Below are 16,371 nucleotides of genomic sequence, written 5' to 3' on the forward strand. Positions count from 1 at the left end.
TTTTATTGTATTAAATTTTCATTATTTAAATATTTCAATTTTATTATTTTCATTATAATATATATATATATATATATTGTCAAAAAATTATCGTGGGTTTAAACTTGATTTTAACACAAATTTATCTAAGGCTTTTATATTAGATATTTTTAATAAGGATATTTTAAAGAATTTTAAATTTCTGATAAAATAAGTAAACAGGAAGTAAGGAGGTTTTATGGATCAATTTTTTAACTTTATAGATAAAGTATTTTCTATTCAAGTTTTTGGAAATTTAACTTTATATCAATTATTATCAACAATTTTAAAATATGTATTTGTTGTTATTGTTTTGTACTTTATCTATTCAATTATTAGAATAATATATTATGATGTTAGATATGCTATTAAAAAAGAGCAAATATCTGATACATATTTACAATTCATAAATCAAAATCAAGAACACAAATTTAAAGTACAAGAATATTATTATATTGGCGACAATAATACTATTGGAAGAGATGATAAAAATACTATTTGCATAAAAGACAAATTTTTATCAAGTTTTCATGCGAGAATTATTTTAGACCAAGGTATTTATTTTTTGGAAGATATGAACTCTTCTAATGGAACTTTTTTAAATGATGAAAGAATTAATGAAGCGATAGAATTAAAAAACAAGGATATTATTAAATTTGGAGAACTTAAATTCTTATTTATAAACGGTGATGAAGATGATTAAAAATGAAAATATAAATATCACCAGGCAAAGACAATATAAAAATTCTGCTTTATTTCTTTTATTTGTATTTGAATTTTTAAGTTTAAGTTTGTCAATGATTTACAATGCTAAACATTTACAAAGCAGAGATTTCTATTCCTATTTAACAATACTAATTACAACAATATTATCTACAGTTTTGGCTAATAAATTTACAAGAAGCGATAGTATTTTATTACTTATTGTAAATATGTTGTTTTCAATTGGCGTTGCTATGATTTATAGGCTAGATCCTGCTTTAGGGAAAAAGCAATTGTTGTTTTATATAATTGGTGTGGTTGTATTTTTTATTACCTATTTTATATTGCCAAAAATAAAAAATTGGGATGATTACATTATTTTTTATTTTGTAATTTCTATAGTTTTATTTATGGCAACTTTGGTATTTGGTTTTGCATCTGGTGGTGCGAAAAACTGGATTGTAATTGGTCCTATTACCATACAACCATCAGAATTTATTAAAATTCCTTTTATATTTTTTGTGGCAAGCTTTTATACAAATTACAATAAATATAGAAAAAAAGCATTTGGTAAGTATTATTTGAATATTGGAATTTACTTTTTTATTTTGATGTTTTTTATTCAAAAAGAATTGGGAACAGCTTTAATATTTTTTGGAACAATGATTTTGACACAATTTGTTTATGAAAGAGATAGAAAGCTTATTCTTTTGAACGTAATATTTACAATTTTGGGAGCTATACTTGCATATTTTTTATTTTCTCATATTAGAGTTAGGGTACAAACATGGCTTGATCCATGGTCTGTTATTGACGATAAGGGTTACCAAATTACTCAATCATTATTTGCTCTTGCAAGTGGTGGATTGTTTGGTACAGGAATAGGCTTGGGTAGACCTGATTATATTCCAGTTGCAGAAAGTGATTTTATTTTTCCTGCAATTTGTGAAGAATATGGGATTTTTATGGGAATTGCAGTAGTTTTATTGTTCTTGATTTTAGTTTATAGGGCAATAAAAATTGCTCTTCAACAAGAAAATAAATTCTTTTCAATACTTGCTTTTGGTATAGGGGGGCTTTTTGCGCTTCAAACCTTGATAATTTTAGGTGGAGTTTTAAAACTTATTCCATTAACAGGTGTTACTCTTCCATTTATTTCTGCAGGAGGCTCCTCAATGGTATCAGGTTTTATTTTATTAGCCTGCCTACAATATTGTGGTCAAAAAATAGAAAATGGTGATGATAATGAAAAAGAAGAAAGATAAAGAAAAGCCATTTATTCAAAAAATCTTAGATATGGAAAAAAAACAAAGATTAAAAGACGAAGATAACAAACATATATTAGAAAAATCAACTATGAATAAAAGATTAATATATGTTATGATGCTTTTTATTCTTTTGTTTTTATCTATAGTTTTATATTTGGTATATTTTCAATTATTTAAAGCTCAAACTCTAGCTGATAACAGTCATAATAAAAGAAATTGGGTAAATGAAAATGTAATTAAAAGAGGAAATATCTACGATAGAAATGGAAATCTTTTAGTATATAACGAAAAAGATGATAATGGAAATAGTATAAGAGTTTATAAAAATGGGAAAATAAATTCGGCTTTTACTGGATATAATTCAATTAAGTATGGAAAAAGTGGTTTAGAAAAAACTTACAATAAGGAATTATTAGATATTTCAGACCAACCAACATCAAAAATAAGAGATATGGTTGAAAAATCTGGAGTAGGAAATAATTTAAATTTAACAATTGACCAAACAATTCAAAAAATAGCCTACGAAAGTTTGGGAGATCATATTGGCTCTATTGTCGTTATGGATCCAAGAAATGGAGAAGTTTTGGCAATGGTTTCAAAACCATCTTATGATCCAAACAGCCTAGACCAAGATTGGGATATGTTAATTCAAAACACAAATGCACCTTTGCTTAATAGATCCAGTCAAGGAATTTATAGACCTGGTTCTTCAATGAAGATTGTTACTGCTAATGCAATATTAGAGAGTAAATTAAATACTCATTATAACGATACAGGAAAAGTTAAAATTCAAGGCTATGATATAGAAAATTATGGTGGATATTCTTATGGGAATTTAAATTTAAGATCAGCGTTTTTAAATTCTGTTAATACTTATTTTGCATCAAAAACAGATGAATTAGGTAAAGATTTTTATAAACAAATAGCTGAAAAATATATGTTCAATAAGGATTATAAATTTGATATAGAAAAAATAAATTCCAAAATTCCATTTGATGATTTAAATCAAGTTGATTTAGCGATGACAGGATTTGGATATGGTAAGACAAAAGTTACTCCGCTTCACATGGCAATGATTGCATCTACAATCGCTAATAATGGAAAAATGATGCAACCAAGACTTGTAAAAAATGTTGTAAACAAAGATGGAAAAATAATAAAAGAAAGTGAAAGTAAAGTAATATCAGATGTTACAAGTGTAGAAAATTCTAATTATATTAGAGATTTTATGGTTGATGTTGTAAATAGAGGAACGGGAACAAATGCATACACCAGAACTGTACAAATAGCAGGAAAAACTGGAACGGCTGATAAAAAAAACGGAACAACAGATGCTTGGTTTGTTGGATTTGCTCCAGCTTATCAACCTAAATTAGCCTTTGCTATTGTTATAGAAGATTCTGATGATACAGCAGGAATTACAGCTGCTCCAATTGCAGGAGAGTTAATTACAAGTATTGTAAATAATGTCAATCTAAATTAAAATAATTAAAAAATGCTTTGGTATAAAAAACTTCCAAAGCATTTTTATTGTGAATATATAATTATAATAAAAAATTACAAAAGCTTATTTTTTATATTAGACCAATAATGGTTTTTATTTAAAATAAGCTTTTTTAGTTCCTTATTAGAAATTTTTGTGCTTATTTTAAAACTATTTGTCTTATATTCTTTGCCATCAAACAAGAAAACTGTGTGATAATTATCTCTTTTGCTAACATTAATTTCGATTTCAGCATTTTTCGGCAAAATTATTGGTGCCTTTAATGACCTATTTAAACTTGAAAAAATAGGTGCAATTGGTGTAAGTTGAAAGCCCTCAAGAGATTGGTGCAAAATTGCTCCGTTTGATGATAAGTTATAAGCTGTTGAACCGTGAGGAGTAGATATTATTAGACCATCTCCTGAAAAATTTTCTATAAAATTTCCATCAATAAAAAGTCTAAGCCTTACAATTTGATTTCTGTTGCTTTTTACTACAACTTCATTTACAGCATTAATTTTATTATTACCAATATTTGATTCGAGAATTGCAAGTTTTTCCATATAATAATTTTTTTCAGATAATCTTCTTACAAAATCTTCAATATTGTCAGGATTTACTTCTTGATAGAAACCTAAATGACCTGTGTTTATACCTATAAAAGGAATTTGAGAAAATTTTGAAAGCTTTACAGCGTTTAAAAATGTTCCATCTCCACCAATAACAAGGTTTAAGCAAGCGTTTGGATCATAGTTATTGGAAATTTCATATCCAAAATCTTTTAATATTGCTCTAGTTTTATTATAAATATTTTTAGTATATCTAGATTTATTTTTGAAAATATTAATCGTTTTATTCATTGTTACTTACCTTTCTTAAGATATAATTAATTATAACATAAAAAAATTTTTGAGGAAAAAATGACATATATTGAATTTAAAGCAGATAGAAAGATTAGTTTAAAAAAATTCTTGTTAGATAAGAATATTTCAAATAGGGCTTATAAAAAAATAATTAAAAATTCTATCTTAGTTAATGATAAAAAAATAGAAAAAAATGTTAAATTAAATCCAGATGACAATATTAAAATAATTATTGAAGATGAATCACTTAATTATGAGCCGATAAATAAAGAGCTTGAAATTTTATATGAAGATCAAGATATAATTGCTATAGACAAAGACGCAAATCTTACTGTAAATTCTAAAGGTCAAGAAAGTTTGGCAAATTATATTAGCTATTATTTTTTGAAAAATAATATAAAATCTCAAGTTAGATTTATAAATAGACTTGATATGAATACATCAGGAATTATTTTGCTTGCAAAAAATCCTTATGCCCAAGCATATTACCAAAAATTAATAGAAAATAATGATTTTGATAAAGAATATTTGGCGCTTGTAGAAGGAAATTTAGAAATAGATAAAACAATTTTTTTGAAGATAAATTATGATGAAAATAATAAAAAAATGAAAATAGCAGATGAAGGCGATGAAATAAAAACATATTTTAAAAATATAAAATTATACGATAAATTTTCCCTAATTTATTGCAAAATTTTTACAGGCAAAACTCATCAAATTAGAATTTCCTTATCAAATTTAAATCATCCAATAATTGGTGATAAACTTTATGGTTCAAAATATAAATTGGACAGGTTTTTATTGCATTCATACAAGGTAAGTTTTTTAAGATTTAGAGATGGAGAAAAAATAACGATATTATCACGACCAAATTTTGATAAATATTTAAATTCTAGTCTTTTAAGAGACAATAGCTAATTTGCAATTATGCTTTTCATGATATATAATAAAGGTATTCCAAGGGGCAAGGTCCAAATTTAAACCTACAACATTTATAAGGGATTGCGGAGTTTTGACTTTGATGGCAAGCCTCCTTTGAGTGGAAGTCAGATATTTCAAACAGCAAACCCACCTTCACTTACGCGAAGGTATTAAATAATAGGGCCGCCTTGGATTTTTTTTATATTTTGTTGTTTTTATCCAATAGTGGGTATAAATCTATAAGAACAAAAATTTAAAAAATAATAAATAAGGAGAGTTATTATGAGTATAGCTGATTATATTGAAAGTAAAGCACAAAGAAAACAAAGAGAAATTAAATATGAAATTTGGAAAATGAAAAATCACGATAGCAGAATGAGAGCTCAAGGAGCTTTGGTTGGAGCTGTTGCAGGAGTTGCTGCTGGTTTATTACTTGCACCAAAATCTGGTAAAAATTTAAGAAAAGATATTGTTAATTCTGTTGATAACACAATTAATCAAGTTAAAGATACAACAAATGATTTTGTAGAAAGTGCTAAAGAATCATACGTTGATTTTAAGGATAGAGCATATACAGAACTACAACCAATTGAAGAAGGCTTTGAAGAAGGAAAAAAAGTAGTTAAAGATACTTATGAAAAAACAAAAGCAAATCTAAAAGATAATGCAAAAGATGTTAAAGAAGAAGCTGAAAAATTAAAAGAAGATGCTAAAGACGTTAAAGATGCTGCAAAAGAAGGCGCAAAAGAAGCTAAAAAAGACGTCAAAGAAGGCAAAGAAGAAGTTAAAGAAGTAGCAGAAGATACTAAAAAGAAAGCTGGAGAAGTAAGAAGAGCAGAAGATAAAAAAAATAAGTAAGGAGTAGATAATGGTTACCATAAATTTAAGATTAATAGGAGATATTATCTTAGTATTAGTAGGCATAATCGCTATTGTATTTCTTGCTATGTTTTTGAAAAAAGCATCAGGTTTGGTTCAATCTATTCAAAAAATTGTTGACAAAAATGAAGATAATTTAGATAATGTAATAAATAAACTACCAAACTTGGTTGATCAAGCAAATATTTTAGTAGAAAATGTAAATGGATTAGTTTCTGATCCTAACCTAAAAATGGCTATATCCAATGCAAATCTAGCTATTTCTAATGTAAGTGATATAACTGTAGATATAAAAGATACAGTGAACTATTTTGGAGAAAGCGTAATAGATACAACTGATACATTTGGAGAAGGAATTGCTTCAATAAATGATTATGCGTCATTAATTATGGATGTGTTTGATATAGTTAGAAGCGTAATATCAGGAAGATAGGCCATCATTTGATGGTCTTTATTATTGTTTAATAATGAAAGGAGCATATATGGCACAACCTACAATTAAAGATGTAGCAAAACTTGCAGGTGTATCAATTTCCACTGTATCGAGAGTAATGAATGATTCAAAACCTGTTAGTCCTGAAGCAAGAAAAAAAGTACTAGATGCAATTAACAAATTGGATTTTAAACCTAACGAACTAGCAAGAAGTTTGGTTATGAAAAAATCTAATCTAATTGGTGTAATAGTTGAAGATATTGGAATTGAATATATGGCTCAACTAATTAGAGGCGTTGAAGAAATTGGTCACTTATATAAATACGATATAATTCTTTCAAGTACTTATGGAGATGATAATTCTCTAGAAAATGCGATAGACTTTTTGTCAACAAAACAAGTTGAAGGAATTGTAGTAATAAGTGAAGATATTTCTGCAGAAATTCTAGTTAAATTGAGAGATAATAAAATACCATTTTTATTATTAGATAAATTCCACGATTTCAAAAAAATAAATACTGTAAAAATAGATTATGAAAAAGAAGAATATGAATTAACAAAATACTTATATGAACAAGGGCATGAAAATATTGCTTACGTTACTTTAAAAGAACATAATTATTTAACAGATGTAAAAATCAAAGGATATGAAAAATTTGTTAATGAAAATGATTTAAAATCTATTATTATAGAAGCTGATGGAAAAAATAGTGATGATGGGTATAATATTGGGGAAGAAGTTATATCTCAAGCTAAAAGTGAAAATGTAAGTGCTATAAGCTTTTATAACGATCAAACTGCGGTTGGATTTATTTCATATTGCTATGATAACAATATAAAAATTCCAGAAGATTATTCAGTAGCAGGATTTGGAAATTTTGAAATTTCTAGAGTATATAGACCAAAATTAACTACTGTTTCTATACCAAATTATGATATAGGAGCAATAGGAATAAGAGCTTTGATTAAAAGAATAAGAGGCGAAGAAGATATACTAGAAAATGATTGGGTTTTGGATGCTCAATTAATAGAAAGAGATAGTACAAAAAAGCATTAGTTGAATGTAACTTATTTAAATGTTAAAATAATAATATAATAATTTAGGAGGCAATTATGGCAGAAAGAAAAATTGTTGTAACTAACGAAACAGGTCTTCACGCAAGACCAGCAGCATCTTTGGTTCAATTTGTAAAAAATTACCCAGGTGATGTAAAATTAGTTAAAGATGGAAAAGAAGCTAACGCAAAAAGCATTTTCAATGTTATGAGTCTTGGGATTTCAAAAGGTACAGAAATTGGTATCATTGTTGAAGGCGAAGACGAAGAAGCATTTGCAGATAAATTAACTGATTTTATAGATAACTTATCAGAATAATTAATTAAGGGGTACATCAAGTACCCCTATATTTTTATAATAGAAAGGAAATTTAAGATATGTCTAATAAACTAAAAGGTATTATAGCTTCAAATGGAGTTGCTATTGCAAAGCTTTTTCTATTTAGTAAAGAAGAATTAGTTATTGATAAGTCAAATATTAGTGATCAAGATAAAGATTTACACATTAAAAAAGTAGAAGATGCTATCAGTTCCTATTTTAACGATTTGGATTACAAAGAAAAAAATGAACAAAATGAAGAAGTTTTAAATATTGTTAGAGCTCATAAGGAATTATTACAAGATCCTTATTTTGTAGATACAATCAAAGAAAAAATTCAAAATGAAAATAAAAATGCTGAGCTTGCTACAAATGAAACAGTTGAGCAAATGGTAATGATTATGTCAGCTCTAGAAGATGAATATTTAAAAGAAAGAGCTGATGACTACAAAGATATTGGATTTCAAGTTCTTTGCAAAATTAAAAATGTTGTACCTAAAGATTTATCAAAATTAGATGAAGAATGCATTATTATTTCTAAGGAACTTACACCTTCTGATACATCAAATATGGATAAGGAAAAAGTTTTAGGATTTGCAACAGACCTTGGAGGAAAAACTTCTCACGTTTCAATAATTGCACAAAATTTAGATATTCCAGCACTTGTAGGTATGCAAGATGTTTCAAGTAAGATTAAAGGCGAACAGCTAGCAATAATTGATGGAAATCAAGGAATTTTAATTGTAGATCCTAGCGAAAAAGAAATAGAAGATTATAAAAATTTAATTGAAAAAGAAAAAGAAGAAAAACAAAGACTTGAAAAAGTTAAAAATCTAGAAGCTAAAACTTTGGATGGTAAAGTTTGTGAAGTTTCTGCAAATATTGGAAATATTGAAGATTTAAAAGTAGCAATTGAACATGGTTGCGATGGGGTTGGTTTATTTAGAACAGAATTTTTATATATGGAAAATGATCATTTCCCAACAGAAGAAGAACAATATGAAGTTTACAAAGAAGCTACACAAATGCTTGGAGAAAAACCTTTGGTTGTAAGAACTTTAGATATAGGTGGAGATAAGGGACTTGATTATTATGATTTTCCAAAAGAAGAAAATCCATTCTTAGGTTACAGAGCAATTAGATTCTGCTTAGACCACCAAGATATTTTTAAAGACCAATTAAGAGCTTTACTAAGAGCATCAGCCTATGGAAATTTAAAAATAATGCTTCCTTTTGTAATTTCAACTGATGAAATAAAACAAACTAGACTAATACTTGAAGAATTGAAAAAAGACCTTGATAAAGAGGGAATTGCTTATAATAAAGACATAGATCTTGGAATTATGGTTGAAACATCAGCTTCAATTATTATGGCAGATAAATTAATAAAATATTCTGATTTCTTTTCAATAGGAACAAATGACCTCACTCAATATACACTAGCTTGTGACAGGGGAAATGAAAATATTTCAGATATTTATAACAATTTTAATCCAGCAGTAATTAGATCTATTAAACATGTTATTGATGAAAGTCACAAAGCTGGAAAATGGACTGGAATGTGTGGACAATTTGCCTCAGATACAAAGGCAACAAAACTATTGTTAGGACTTGGATTAGACGAATTTTCAGGCTCAGCTTCAAAACTTCCAAAAGTTAAAGATATTATTTTAAATTCTAATTTTAAAGAAGAAGAAAAATTTGCCTTAACTATTTTAGATTTAGAAGATGTTAAAGATGTTGAGGAGTCAATAGAAAAACATAATTAATGGATAAAAAAATGAATGATAAATCTCTAGATATTATTAAAAGAACCAAATTTTTTACAGATAAAATTAAAAATATATCTTCAATTGAAGACATTTCATCTAATAAAATTAGAGTGATTTCAAATGAAAAATCTTATGTTTTGGGTTTGTATTCAATGGATGATTTTGATAAATTAAAAAAAGAAGAAATTATTAATAATTATCTAAAAAGTATAGATTTATTAGATACTTTGGATTTATTTGAAATAGGAATAATGCCAGATATTAACAAATCTTACAAAATATTTGAGTACAGGGATGAAATTTCCTTGGGAGATTATTTAGATAAGCTTAAAAAAGATGAAATATATAATATTGGTATAAAATTTGGTAAAATTCTAAAAAATATTCATATCAAAAAAATTGATGAGTATGATGGATTTGATTGGTATAAAAATGTAGATACAAAAGTCAATTTCTTACTTTATAGGCATGGGTTAAATAAGATTAATGATAATAACGATTATATTTTGATTGATTATTTGACCTCAAATAAATATATATGCAAAAATACTGCCTTTAATTCTTTGTATCAAAATATAAGTGAAAAAAATATTAGGATATTTGATGATGGAGAAATTGATATTAGAGGCTTAAAAGAAATTAAAATTGGAGATGGAGTTAGTGATTTTGTAAATATAAATAAAATTGCTATAAAATATCCTGAATTTGCTAAAGGAGTTCTTGATTCTTATCATAACGATGAAGTTATTTCAAGAAAATTTTATAGGCTATTAAGTTTCTATCAAGTTTATTATATTCTAGAATCTTTGGTTGATATTAGAGATAAAAAAGAACCATATTTAAATGAGCAAGAAATTGAAGCGATTTTAAATATGTATGATAATTTTTCAGAAATCATTCCTACATGGGCAAAATAAATTTTATAAAGAGGCTAAGAAAGTATATTTTTTTAGCCTTTTATTTTTTTGTAAATTAAAATCAAATTTTGATTTATTGTAGAAAATTAAAAAATATGATAAAATTTATATAAATATTTACAAAAGGGAAAGATAGTATGGTAAAAAATTTCAAAAAAGTTTTTAATATTGGATTTAATTCAATATTATTAGCATTCGGCTTATATTTTTTTTTAGTTCAACATAATATTGCACCAGGTGGTGTCACTGGAATTTCTTTAATTATGGCAAAACTTTTTAATTTTTTCACGGTTGGACAATGGTATTTAATTTTAAATATAATTTTATTTATTATGGCTTTTTTACTTATGGGAAAAGATTTTGGGAAAAAGACAGTCTTGTCTGCATCAATTATTTCCTTGGCTATAATGTTTTTTGAAAGATATTTTCCCCAAACAATTTTAACTGATGATTTGATAATAAACGTATTCTTTGGTGCAGGTATTGTATCTTATTCTTTAAGTTGTATTTTTTTTAATGATGCATCTTCTGGAGGAACAGATATAATTGCTGCAATAATAAACAAATATTTTAATATGACAGTAGCAAAATCTTTATTTATTATCGACTCTCTTGTAGTTTTGATGGCAGTCAAAGAATTTGGTGTTGAAACTGCTTTGTATGCGGTTTTATCTGTTATTATTCAATCATTTGGTTTTAATTATTTCATACAAGGATTAGGAAGAAAAATTGCCATTACTGTTATTAGTGATTATAGTGATGAAATTAATAAAATGATTTTGGGTAAATATAGAAGAGGAGTAAGCCTCTACAAAGCAGAGGGAGGTTTCTCTCATAAAGAAAGAAATATAATATTAACTGTAGTTCCTTTTAGAAAATACATACCTATTAGAGATGATATATTAAAAATTGACAAAAACGCATTTGTTTTTACTCATGCTATATCAGAAGTGCTAGGAGAAGGATTTACATATCAAGTTTTTGAATAAATGGGAGTGATTTAAATTAAAAATTTAAAAATAAAAAGATTTAATAAAAATAAGGCATACATACAAACAAAGTATGGCGATGCTGTAATTGACAAAAATGAAGTAAAAGAATACAAACAAGGCGATGAAATAAAGACATATATTTATTTTGATAAGAATAATACTTTAAGAGCAAGCATAAATCTTGATATTGAAAGTGGAAAAATATATAGTTTAAAGTGTATAGATGTCAAAAAAAATGGAGCATATTTTTTATACCAAGATAAAATAAAATTATTAATGCCAGCTAGTGAGAAAACATATAAGGTTATTAAAGATATGACTTATCCAGTTGGACTTATCATAGATGATCAAAATATGCCTATTTTAACAAGTAAAATTAGGGATATGTTATCGTTTGACCATAATTTTAAAGAAAATGATATTGTTGAAGGAAGAATTTATTCTATAAATAAACATATAGGAGCTTTCATTGCGATTAATAATCAATTTGACTCGTTAATAAGAATTAAAGAATTAAATGGAGTTCATATTGAGGGAGAACTTTTAAAATTAAGAGTCAAAGAAGTAAGAGAAGATGGTAAAATTGAATTATCTAATAGAAAAAGATCTTATCTTGAAATAGATGATGATTGTCAAAAAATATTAGATTATTTGGAAGAAAATAATGGTTTCTTAAATTTGGGAGATAAGTCATCTCCTGATAAGATTTATAAAATATTTGGATTTTCAAAATCTGCCTATAAAAGAGCTATAGGTAGACTTTATAAAGATAAATATATTAAGATTTATCCTAAAAAAATACAATTATTGGAGAGGTAAAATGACAGAAAAAAATAATGATATATTAGCAGAAGTAAATGGTAAAAAAATTAGTCAAAAAGATGTTGTAAGCTTTATTACACAAATGCAAGGCGGACAACAATTTTTGAATCCACAAGGAATTCATCAAATTACAGACGAGTTAGTTAATCAGGAATTGATGTATATAGATGCATTAGAAAACAAACTAGATGAAGATGAAGAATTTACTAAAGAGTTAGAAATAACAAAGGAAAATATGCTTAAAAATTATGCAATGCACAAATTATTTGAAAGCATAGAAGTAAGCGACGAAGAAATTAAAAATTATTATGATAACAATAAAGAAGTGGTTAAAAAACCAAAATCTTACAGAGCAAGTCATATTTTAGTAGACGATGAAGAAAGTGCCAAAAATATTTTAAATGAAATAAATGATGGTTTAAGTTTTGAAGATGCTGCTAATAAATATTCAAAAGATAATGGCTCAAAAAATGGAGATTTGGGAGAATTTCCAAAAGGAACTATGGTTAAAGAATTTGAAGAAGCCCTTGATAAACTAGGAGAGGGAGAAATTTCAAAACCAGTAAAGACACAATTTGGTTATCATATAATAAAATTAGACCATACACATGATGAGTATTTACCAGAATTTGATGAAATAAAAGATAGAATTCACGATACACTTTTGATGATAAAAAGACAAGAAAAATATTTAGAAAAAACAAGAAAAATCAAAGAGAAGGTAGAAGTTAAAAAATATTACTAAGAAGGAAATTTTATGGAAAAGTCGAATTATTCCAATAAGCTAAGGGCAATTGCAAAAGATTTAAGTGAATATATTAAAGTAATTGATGATAAAAAATCGCTTATAAAATTTGTTTTGTCAAAAGCTAAGGAAAGAAAATTAGTTATACTTTTAATAAATGATTGTTATTATATAAAAAATGAAAATTCGAAAGCTGTTTTACACCTAAATATTAGTGATAAAATAAACCAATCTTCTTTTATTGAAATTAAGGAAGATGAAGATTTTTCATTTGAAACAAATTTAAATCCAACTGAAATAAGCGGGATTTTATCGATAACAATGCTTTTGGAAGAAGGTATAAATAATTTTGATATTTTATTAACAAATAATTATATAAATGATTATAATAAAGATTTTTCTGTTTTAAGATCCGTTATAAGATCAAAAAATATTATTAATTTAAATTTAAATGAATCTGATTGCATAGCAGAAAGTTTTGCTTCACATACTATAAGTACAGTTGGAATTCCTATAAATAGGAAAGAAATTGATGAAGAAAGTTTCTTAGAAAATAATTTGATTTATAGAATAAGTCTTAAAAATATAGCTGGCGATAATTTTTCGAATGATTTCAATAATGTTTTCAAAAATACAATAAAAATGTTGATGACTTTTATTAGAAAAATAAAATCAAAAGTTGATTTAGATGTAATTAATATTGAAGGCGGTGGCAAGCACGACAAAACACCATCTTATTGTTTTGTAGACTTAGTTTGTAAAAATGAATTCGAAAATGATTTATTAGATGTATTTTATTTATTTGAAAGCGAATATTTAACTGCAAATTTAAAAATTGAACCAAATTTAAAATTTGAAATAAAAAAGATAGATAAATTAAAATTTTATCCAATGACTCAAGAATCATACAATCACATAGCTTCTTTTGTTGAATTATCATTAAATGGAACATTTTCTGTAGATAGTAATACAAAAACCACAATATCTTCTTCGGTTTTAACAAAAGTAAGAACTTCAAGTTATAAATTAAATGCTGTTATGATTTTTAGGTCCTTATCTGAGGAAAGTTTAAGCAGAATGTTAGAACAAACTAAGCTTGCTAGTGATATTAATGGGGGAGAATTTACAAATAGGTTATCAATTCCTTCATGGCAAAATAAAGAAAATGATCTGGCTCTTATATTTAAAGATACCTATGATTATTTATATAAGAGTAATTTAGAGATAATAAAAACACAATATTCTTTAGACTGCAACCTGATTTTTTATAAATTTAATGTTAATATGATATCAATTGGGGTAAAATATAAACAAGTGGATATGATAAATTCTGCTTGTGATTTTAAAGATATTTTAGAAACTTTTTCTTTAATTAAGGAAGTTTTATTTAAACTAAATAAAAATTTGGAGTGAAGATGTCAAAAAAATTAGAAATTCATAATCATGAAATTGAGTTTGAAAAAAATGAAGGAAAAGCAATAATTGAATTGCAATTGGATGAGAATCCAAGACAATGTTATTTAATTGATATATTTTCTGTAGATGGCGTTGATTATATAGCCTTAGTTGATTCTGAAAACAGCGAACTTATTATTCTCTTGTATGAATTAGAGGATGAAGAAAGCGGAGAAATCAAATTAAATTCTTTAGAAGATGAAGATAAACTTGATGAAATATATCATTTATTTTCACATTATTGGGATTACGATACAATTGATGAGATTGTAAGTGAATACGAAAGTGATTTAGAAGATAGTGATTTAAATGAATAGGGATTTACCATATTTTCCTATATCAGAATATTACAAATTAGAATATGGACAAAAGGTATATAAACTACCTGTAAAATTATCTTTATCTTGTCCAAACAGGGATGGAGAAAAAAGTACAAAAGGATGTATTTTTTGCTCGGAAAGTGGGGGAAGTTTTGAAAACTTACCTTCATTTTTGACAGTTGATAGGCAATTAGAGATAAATAAAAATTATATAGGTAGTAGATATAAAGCAAAAAAGTTCATAGCTTATTTTCAAAACTTTTCAAATACTTATGTAGAGTTCGAAAAATTCAAAAATATTATTGAAGCTTGCAACAAAGAATATATTGTAGCTATATCAATATCAACTAGAAGTGATTGTATAACTTATAAAAAATTAGATTTTTTAAGTGATTTTTCAAAAAAAACAGGGATTGATATAATCATAGAATTGGGTTTACAAACTGCAAATTATAAAACTCTAAAGATTCTTAATAGATGTGAAGATTTAGCTGACTTTATAAAAGCTTGCAATATGATAAATGAATATGGATTTAGGATTTGTACTCATGTTATCTTATCACTTCCTTGGGATGATGATGAAGATATAATTGAAACTGCTAGGATTATTAATGTACTTAGAGTAAAAGAGGTTAAAATTCATTCCTTGTTTGTAATAAAAAATACAAAACTTGAAAAAATGTATCAAAACAATGAATTTAAAATGCCCTCAAAAGAAGATTATCAAAAAAATGTTATTTTGTTTTTGAGATATATTAATAAGGATATAGCAATACAAAGACTTGTAGGAAGAGCACCTAAAGAAGATTCCGTTTTTTGTAATTGGAACTGTTCATGGTGGATGATTAGAGATGAAATTATAGATTATATGAACGAAAATAATATTTTTCAAGGCGATATGAGTTGCCAAAAAGAATATAAAAAATTAAAGGGAGAGATGAAATGATTTATTTAGTATTAGGACCATCAGGAAGTGGAAAAACAAAATGGTTAATAGACCAAGCTAATGATGAAAAAGGTAAAGGAAACACAAATATAGTATTTGTTGATAGTGATAATGAACAAATTTATTCACTTGACCATTCTGTAAGACTAATTGATGCCTCAAACTTTTTTATAGATTCTGTAGAATCTTTTAGAGGATTTATAGCTGGAATATTAGCAAGAGATTATGATATTGGAAAAATTTATATTGATGGTATCTACGATATAATTGATATTAATAGTGAAAATATTGAGAAACTTTCAGATGACTTAACTAAACTTTCAAATGAATGTAATGTAGATGTTTATCTTGGCCTAGATTGTAAGTCAAGTGATATACCTGAATCTCTTGATGCAGAAATTCACGAAACAAAATTATTAGATTAAATTTAAGCCGTCTCTAAGAGACGGTTTTTTGATATT

At 26.0% G+C, this 16,371-nt stretch carries 18 protein-coding genes, 1 other RNA gene and 1 pseudogene; 19 read left to right on the forward strand and 1 reads right to left on the reverse strand.

What is annotated here, in order from left to right; translation table 11 throughout:
* Positions 1–217 precede the first annotated feature (217 nt).
* Genes HMPREF3045_RS00390 through HMPREF3045_RS00400 form a run of 3 tightly spaced genes read left to right on the forward strand, consistent with a single transcriptional unit; the run spans position 218 to position 3,471 of the window.
* A complete protein-coding gene (locus HMPREF3045_RS00390) occupies positions 218–721 on the forward strand; it encodes an FHA domain-containing protein (RefSeq protein ID WP_004838732.1) in 504 nt (167 codons plus the stop codon).
* Entirely contained in the window at positions 708–1,985 is a 1,278-nt protein-coding gene (locus HMPREF3045_RS00395) for an FtsW/RodA/SpoVE family cell cycle protein (RefSeq protein WP_004838733.1), read from the forward strand. Before HMPREF3045_RS00390 ends, HMPREF3045_RS00395 begins: the two co-directional genes overlap by 14 nt.
* On the forward strand, positions 1,966–3,471 hold the full coding sequence (locus tag HMPREF3045_RS00400) for a peptidoglycan D,D-transpeptidase FtsI family protein (RefSeq protein WP_180362991.1): 1,506 nt from the start codon (positions 1,966–1,968) through the stop codon (positions 3,469–3,471). Before HMPREF3045_RS00395 ends, HMPREF3045_RS00400 begins: the two co-directional genes overlap by 20 nt.
* Positions 3,472–3,545: 74 nt before the next feature.
* On the opposite strand, the gene HMPREF3045_RS00405 is transcribed toward HMPREF3045_RS00400, so the two are convergent.
* Positions 3,546–4,331: an NAD(+)/NADH kinase gene (locus HMPREF3045_RS00405; protein ID WP_070640372.1), complete on the reverse strand. Its 786-nt coding sequence runs from the start codon at positions 4,329–4,331 to the stop codon at positions 3,546–3,548.
* A gap of 60 nt (positions 4,332–4,391) precedes the next feature.
* Here HMPREF3045_RS00405 and HMPREF3045_RS00410 point away from each other — a divergent pair, with 60 nt between their 5' ends.
* From HMPREF3045_RS00410 to HMPREF3045_RS00480, 16 genes and pseudogenes are all read left to right on the forward strand, one after another.
* Positions 4,392–5,252 (forward strand): RluA family pseudouridine synthase, encoded by an 861-nt coding sequence (locus tag HMPREF3045_RS00410; RefSeq protein WP_070736699.1) that lies wholly within the window; start codon positions 4,392–4,394, stop codon positions 5,250–5,252.
* Positions 5,253–5,285: 33 nt separating this feature from the next.
* Positions 5,286–5,454, forward strand: a non-coding RNA gene (ssrS, locus tag HMPREF3045_RS00415) — 6S RNA.
* An 83-nt stretch (positions 5,455–5,537) separates the two neighbouring features.
* Entirely contained in the window at positions 5,538–6,113 is a 576-nt protein-coding gene (locus tag HMPREF3045_RS00420) for a YtxH domain-containing protein (protein WP_004838737.1), read from the forward strand.
* A gap of 10 nt (positions 6,114–6,123) precedes the next feature.
* Entirely contained in the window at positions 6,124–6,567 is a 444-nt protein-coding gene (locus HMPREF3045_RS00425) for a hypothetical protein (RefSeq protein WP_004838738.1), read from the forward strand.
* A 49-nt stretch (positions 6,568–6,616) separates the two neighbouring features.
* Entirely contained in the window at positions 6,617–7,624 is a 1,008-nt protein-coding gene (locus tag HMPREF3045_RS00430) for a LacI family DNA-binding transcriptional regulator (RefSeq protein WP_070736700.1), read from the forward strand.
* Positions 7,625–7,680: 56 nt separating this feature from the next.
* Positions 7,681–7,941 carry an HPr family phosphocarrier protein gene (locus tag HMPREF3045_RS00435; RefSeq protein WP_004838740.1) on the forward strand — a complete coding sequence of 87 codons (261 nt, stop codon included), beginning with the start codon at positions 7,681–7,683 and terminating at the stop codon, positions 7,939–7,941.
* Positions 7,942–8,000: 59 nt separating this feature from the next.
* On the forward strand, positions 8,001–9,710 hold the full coding sequence (gene ptsP / locus HMPREF3045_RS00440) for a phosphoenolpyruvate--protein phosphotransferase (protein WP_070736701.1): 1,710 nt from the start codon (positions 8,001–8,003) through the stop codon (positions 9,708–9,710).
* Between the two features lie 11 nt (positions 9,711–9,721).
* Positions 9,722–10,630 (forward strand): kanamycin kinase, encoded by a 909-nt coding sequence (locus tag HMPREF3045_RS00445; protein ID WP_229028441.1) that lies wholly within the window; start codon positions 9,722–9,724, stop codon positions 10,628–10,630.
* 137 nt (positions 10,631–10,767) lie between these two features.
* Complete coding sequence (locus HMPREF3045_RS00450; RefSeq protein WP_004838743.1) at positions 10,768–11,619, forward strand: YitT family protein; 852 nt, start codon at positions 10,768–10,770, stop codon at positions 11,617–11,619.
* Between the two features lie 30 nt (positions 11,620–11,649).
* Positions 11,650–11,787: pseudogene (locus HMPREF3045_RS09405) on the forward strand (RNA-binding protein); the annotation flags it as partial.
* A 111-nt stretch (positions 11,788–11,898) separates the two neighbouring features.
* Positions 11,899–12,441 carry a S1 RNA-binding domain-containing protein gene (locus tag HMPREF3045_RS00455; protein WP_070640379.1) on the forward strand — a complete coding sequence of 181 codons (543 nt, stop codon included), beginning with the start codon at positions 11,899–11,901 and terminating at the stop codon, positions 12,439–12,441.
* Between the two features lies 1 nt (position 12,442).
* The gene (locus HMPREF3045_RS00460) at positions 12,443–13,189 is read left to right on the forward strand and encodes a peptidyl-prolyl cis-trans isomerase (protein ID WP_070736702.1); all 747 of its coding nucleotides are present in this window, start codon (positions 12,443–12,445) and stop codon (positions 13,187–13,189) included.
* 12 nt (positions 13,190–13,201) lie between these two features.
* Positions 13,202–14,602 carry a zinc-binding metallopeptidase family protein gene (locus HMPREF3045_RS00465; protein WP_070736703.1) on the forward strand — a complete coding sequence of 467 codons (1,401 nt, stop codon included), beginning with the start codon at positions 13,202–13,204 and terminating at the stop codon, positions 14,600–14,602.
* Between the two features lie 2 nt (positions 14,603–14,604).
* Positions 14,605–14,961: a DUF1292 domain-containing protein gene (locus tag HMPREF3045_RS00470; RefSeq protein WP_070736704.1), complete on the forward strand. Its 357-nt coding sequence runs from the start codon at positions 14,605–14,607 to the stop codon at positions 14,959–14,961.
* A complete protein-coding gene (locus HMPREF3045_RS00475) occupies positions 14,954–15,910 on the forward strand; it encodes a tRNA modification radical SAM protein MnmL/YtqA (protein WP_070736705.1) in 957 nt (318 codons plus the stop codon). The genes HMPREF3045_RS00470 and HMPREF3045_RS00475 overlap by 8 nt, the downstream gene beginning before the upstream one ends.
* Positions 15,907–16,335 (forward strand): hypothetical protein, encoded by a 429-nt coding sequence (locus tag HMPREF3045_RS00480; protein WP_004838749.1) that lies wholly within the window; start codon positions 15,907–15,909, stop codon positions 16,333–16,335. Before HMPREF3045_RS00475 ends, HMPREF3045_RS00480 begins: the two co-directional genes overlap by 4 nt.
* Positions 16,336–16,371 lie beyond the last annotated feature (36 nt).

This window comes from Anaerococcus sp. HMSC075B03, from assembly GCF_001815585.1.
GTDB lineage: Bacteria > Bacillota > Clostridia > Tissierellales > Peptoniphilaceae > Anaerococcus > Anaerococcus vaginalis.

Excerpts from the sequence above, each read along its gene's own strand:
- HMPREF3045_RS00395 (WP_004838733.1), top strand. The coding sequence starts at position 708 with ATGAAGATGATTAAAAATGAAAATATAAATATCACCAGGCAAAGACAA.
- HMPREF3045_RS00420 (WP_004838737.1), top strand. The coding sequence starts at position 5,538 with ATGAGTATAGCTGATTATATTGAAAGTAAAGCACAAAGAAAACAAAGA.
- HMPREF3045_RS00470 (WP_070736704.1), top strand. The coding sequence starts at position 14,605 with ATGTCAAAAAAATTAGAAATTCATAATCATGAAATTGAGTTTGAAAAA.
- ptsP (WP_070736701.1), top strand. The coding sequence starts at position 8,001 with ATGTCTAATAAACTAAAAGGTATTATAGCTTCAAATGGAGTTGCTATT.
- HMPREF3045_RS00430 (WP_070736700.1), top strand. The coding sequence starts at position 6,617 with ATGGCACAACCTACAATTAAAGATGTAGCAAAACTTGCAGGTGTATCA.
- HMPREF3045_RS00450 (WP_004838743.1), top strand. The coding sequence starts at position 10,768 with ATGGTAAAAAATTTCAAAAAAGTTTTTAATATTGGATTTAATTCAATA.
- HMPREF3045_RS00445 (WP_229028441.1), top strand. The coding sequence starts at position 9,722 with ATGAATGATAAATCTCTAGATATTATTAAAAGAACCAAATTTTTTACA.
- HMPREF3045_RS00390 (WP_004838732.1), top strand. The coding sequence starts at position 218 with ATGGATCAATTTTTTAACTTTATAGATAAAGTATTTTCTATTCAAGTT.
- HMPREF3045_RS00410 (WP_070736699.1), top strand. The coding sequence starts at position 4,392 with ATGACATATATTGAATTTAAAGCAGATAGAAAGATTAGTTTAAAAAAA.
- HMPREF3045_RS00475 (WP_070736705.1), top strand. The coding sequence starts at position 14,954 with ATGAATAGGGATTTACCATATTTTCCTATATCAGAATATTACAAATTA.
- HMPREF3045_RS00400 (WP_180362991.1), top strand. The coding sequence starts at position 1,966 with ATGAAAAAGAAGAAAGATAAAGAAAAGCCATTTATTCAAAAAATCTTA.
- HMPREF3045_RS00435 (WP_004838740.1), top strand. The coding sequence starts at position 7,681 with ATGGCAGAAAGAAAAATTGTTGTAACTAACGAAACAGGTCTTCACGCA.
- HMPREF3045_RS00425 (WP_004838738.1), top strand. The coding sequence starts at position 6,124 with ATGGTTACCATAAATTTAAGATTAATAGGAGATATTATCTTAGTATTA.
- HMPREF3045_RS00460 (WP_070736702.1), top strand. The coding sequence starts at position 12,443 with ATGACAGAAAAAAATAATGATATATTAGCAGAAGTAAATGGTAAAAAA.
- HMPREF3045_RS00465 (WP_070736703.1), top strand. The coding sequence starts at position 13,202 with ATGGAAAAGTCGAATTATTCCAATAAGCTAAGGGCAATTGCAAAAGAT.
- HMPREF3045_RS00455 (WP_070640379.1), top strand. The coding sequence starts at position 11,899 with ATGCCAGCTAGTGAGAAAACATATAAGGTTATTAAAGATATGACTTAT.
- HMPREF3045_RS00405 (WP_070640372.1), bottom strand. The coding sequence starts at position 4,331 with ATGAATAAAACGATTAATATTTTCAAAAATAAATCTAGATATACTAAA.
- HMPREF3045_RS00480 (WP_004838749.1), top strand. The coding sequence starts at position 15,907 with ATGATTTATTTAGTATTAGGACCATCAGGAAGTGGAAAAACAAAATGG.